Below are 3,853 nucleotides of genomic sequence, written 5' to 3'. Positions count from 1 at the left end.
AACGCCTACATCTAAAGCAGCAACGAAAGTTGCTGCTTTTTCTTTTTTGCAGAGATTTTGCAGGGGACACGAGTTGCGTCAGCAATACGTCCTGTCTGGGCGGCAGCCTTTTCTGCAGTGGTTTGCTGGTGGATTTGAACCGCGCAGACGGTTCACCCTATCCAGGCGGAGCGTTTTTCGCTGAGATTCGGCGAGGAGTTCGCCGTACCACAGCGGTGGGGCCAGAGGGTAGACACCTACGGTTTCTACCCTCTTAACTTCCATTTCCCTTTACTTTTTAGTTTGGCGCAGACCAGAAACCAGCGATCGCTCCGAAAAGGGGAACGGCAGAGGATCTTTTCTACTGTAGGGGAGCACAGTGTGCTTCCATTTCTCGACCTATTCGCAGTGTCAGATCCTTTGCTGCTATACATGCGGTTAAGTCTACGCAGGCGCGACATACCCGTGTCGCGCGAATTGTTTACGGGTGCTGGTGGCTGGGGCCTATCAGGTAAAGCACATGCTTGAACTTAGATGAAGTGACCCCAAAAAGTTAGACAAAAATTCATCGTAAAAATTGTTCAAGCACCGGAAAGGGCTTGTTGTCTGTGAATTGCAGGCGGCAAGTCCTTTAGCTTTGCCTTGATCCTGCGATTGTTGTAGTAATCCAGATATTCAACGAGTTCCTGTTTGAAGTGCTCCATGGACTGAAATTCTTGCAGATACAATAGCTCACTTTTGAGCAGCCCAAAGAAGTTTTCTATCACAGCATTGTCCAGACAGTTCCCTTTCCGGCTCATGCTTTGCCGGATGCCTTTCTCTCGGAGCATCCGTTGATACTGTTTATGTTGGTACTGCCAGCCCTGATCAGAATGGAGAATGAGGTTTGTTCCGTCCGGCATTTTTGCAAATGCCTCGTTCAGCATGGTTGTCACCATGCTGAGCACGGGACGCTCCGATATGGTATAGCTGACCAGATTGCTGCTGTGCAGATCGAGAATCGGGGACAGATAGAGTTTCTCCCCAAACAAGTTGAACTCCGTCACATCCGTGACCCACTTCTGATTGGACTTGTCTGCATGGAAATCCCAATTTAACAGATTTGGTGCAACTTTACCCACATTTCCCTCATAAGAACGGTATTTCTTCATTCGGACGCGGCAAATCAGCCCTAACTCCTTCATAAGTCGCTGAACGGTTTTATGATTCACAAGGAACCCTCGGCTGCGCAGCACTGTCGTAATCCGCCGGCAGCTGTATCTGCCCTTGTTTTCGTGGAAAATCGTTGTGATTTCTTCCTTAACAGATGTATATTTGTCTATTTTCTGCATTTGTTTCGAGTGATAATAGAACGTTGCACGGGGCAGTTGAGCGATTGAAAGCAGAAGATTGAGAGAATATTTTTGCCTTAGCTTCTGAACTACCAGCGTTTTGTGCTGGCGTCGTTCGATGGCCAATGCCTCTGATCCTTCTGATAGATAAATATGCTCCCCGTTTCTGACCTGAGTGGCACTGCTTACTTCAAATCGTCTCGCTGTTTCGCAGTAACTCAACTTTTCTTCCATCATGGTTTCCACGACCAGTTTCTTAAACTCCGGCGTGTATCGTTTGTTCGGTTTTCCTCTTGACATAATAAATCACCCCATCTGTTAGATAGTGTATCATACTGTCTAACAAATGGGGTGCAGTTCAATAGCAGTCGCTTCTGTTTAATTGCCACTGGTTGCGTTTGCGGCATCGCTTGAAGTTGTGCTTGCCGGAGAGGCAAACAGCGCAGTCTGGCGTTCGTCGCCGCCGAACAGGTTGTTATATTGTACGCGCTCGTAATCTTCAATCAGCGGGGTAAATTTTGTGGTATCCAGATGGCTGTATGCGTTGCCTTCACTATCGAAATAGCCGGCAAAGGTCATCGCCGGAATGGTTTTCTGCAGATTCCACAGGTATTTTCCGTAGGCACTGGTTTCAATGCCTGTGTTGCGCAGCACATACTGCGCGAGAAAGTTCAGACTGGTGATCTTCGTCGAATCGCCGGTCAGCGGATAATTGGCCCAGATGATGAACGGCACCTTAAACTTATCCATATACTGCGCCATGGTCATCTCGTCCTGAGTCACGCCGTACGCCTTATCGAGAAATTCCTGCTCGACAGACGGCTGATGATCGCCGAACATAACGAGAATGGTCGGCTCAGTCTGTGACGAGAAGTAGTCGATCAGCTTTTTGAAGGCCTCATCGGTCTTATTGGCGAGCGTCAGATACTGCTCTGCCTTGGGGTACACGCCCGGCTCATCGGCGACCTGCACCTCGGCGGGGTAATCCTCAACCGTGTAGCTGCCGTGGTTTTGAATCGTCACATTGAACAGAAACAGCGGTGTGCTTTCGTCCTTATGCTCAAACTCCCAAATAATCTGCTCGAAGTCGGAATCGTCGCTGACGTAGCCATGCTCCTCGGTCTGCGGTACGTCCATGTCCTCGCCGCACTTGAATGAGTCAAAGCCCAGGCGCGGATACGCGATATTACGCTGCCACGAGGTCCGCTCACCCGGATGAAACGCACGCGTCTCGTAGCCGTAACCCTTGAGCAGCGTAGCCAGTGAATCCGTCGGACCGAGAATGTACTGCTGATACGGGATACTGCCCGATGGCAGGAAGTTCATCGAATTACCGGTCAGAAACTCGAACTCGCTCGTGCTTGTGCCCGCGCCGAATACCGAGGTGTAGGCGTGGCCGTGGATCGCGTTCGACACGCTGTTGATGTAATTCATTGGGCTTTCCGTGAGTGTCAGATTGCCGAAGTCCTCAAAGTCCGCCCATGACTCATTCATAATAGCAACAATATTCGGGTGATCAACGCCGACATTCGGTGTCGGGTCATTCTCTGCACCATTCACAATAGCGTTGACGCGTTCCGGCGTGGTATCATCCGGTTTTTCCACTTCCATAAATTCGGTGTTTCGCAGAAATTCTGCAGCGGCACCGCCGGTCTGGTAGGCACCGAGCTGATCCCACACGTCGGTCTCTACGCCGAACATGCCCAGCATTTGCGGGTGGGCGATCGGGATGAGACACAGCAGACCGGCAATCAGCACGGAACCGCGGCGCAGCAGATCGCCTTTGCGCGGTCGAAAATGCCCCATCTTATAATAAGGGCGCAGCGCCCACGCAAGCAGTGCAACCAGCATAATGCAGATGGCAATTTGCCAGGTCATAGACAGGCTGTAACTGCCTGCAACGGCCACAGCGGTACCGAGCGCCTTAAAGTCCCACGGCAGAATAGGTGTGCCGCGGAAGACAGAAACGAAGTAGTTCGCAGCGCCCCACATACCGGCCAGAATGTGCAGCAGCACGCAGCAGACCGCCGGATAGCCGATAACCGCACAGCCGATCCAGTAGAGTGCGCTGAGGCATAGCCAGTTAGCCAGCGCCACGCCTGCGCTCATATTCCACGGCGGAGAGCCGAGCACAAGCTGCATCAGCCAAAACGCGGTAAGCGGTGTCAGCAGCAGCAGTAGCAGCCGCTGCGCCCTTGTGTTTTGGCGCAGCGGCACATCACGCCGCGGCAGCAGCTGTCTGATCAGTGAACCAACTTTTTTCATAAACCGTTCTCCTTGTAAAAAAAGTTCCCACAAGAGCGGAATTATACACTAAATTGGGGAAAATGTCAAGGTTAGATGCGGCTTACAGGGCACGCGACGGAGACAGGCAGGTATACTATTTTAATACAGGCATTGTATGGCGCAAAAATAAATAAAAAAGTGCTTGACATTCGCTGTCGGATTTGGTATTCTATTAAAGCTGTCTCTCAGAGACGAGCGTAAAACCGAAAAGTTTGATTTAGAACCGATTGAGGTTCTGAAAAAGAATTTGAAAAAAG

At 50.7% G+C, this 3,853-nt stretch carries 2 protein-coding genes; both read right to left on the bottom strand.

What is annotated here, in order from left to right; all coding sequences use genetic code 11:
• Positions 1-560 precede the first annotated feature (560 nt).
• Positions 561-1,544 (bottom strand): IS3 family transposase, encoded by a 984-nt coding sequence (locus DW724_RS15270; protein ID WP_442861299.1) that lies wholly within the window; start codon positions 1,542-1,544, stop codon positions 561-563.
• Between the two features lie 144 nt (positions 1,545-1,688).
• The gene (locus tag DW724_RS15265) at positions 1,689-3,575 is read right to left on the bottom strand and encodes an LTA synthase family protein (RefSeq protein ID WP_118762048.1); all 1,887 of its coding nucleotides are present in this window, start codon (positions 3,573-3,575) and stop codon (positions 1,689-1,691) included.
• Positions 3,576-3,853: the final 278 nt, after the last annotated feature.

Source organism: Butyricicoccus sp. AM27-36, assembly GCF_003480945.1.
Lineage (GTDB): Bacteria > Bacillota > Clostridia > Oscillospirales > Butyricicoccaceae > Agathobaculum > Agathobaculum butyriciproducens.
Note: the sequence above shows the minus strand (reverse complement) of the source record. Positions and strands in the feature narration are given on the sequence as shown.

Coding starts and splice junctions, on each gene's coding strand:
- DW724_RS15270 (WP_442861299.1), bottom strand. CDS start 1,544: ATGGAAGAAAAGTTGAGTTACTGCGAAACAGCGAGACGATTTGAAGTA.
- DW724_RS15265 (WP_118762048.1), bottom strand. CDS start 3,575: ATGAAAAAAGTTGGTTCACTGATCAGACAGCTGCTGCCGCGGCGTGAT.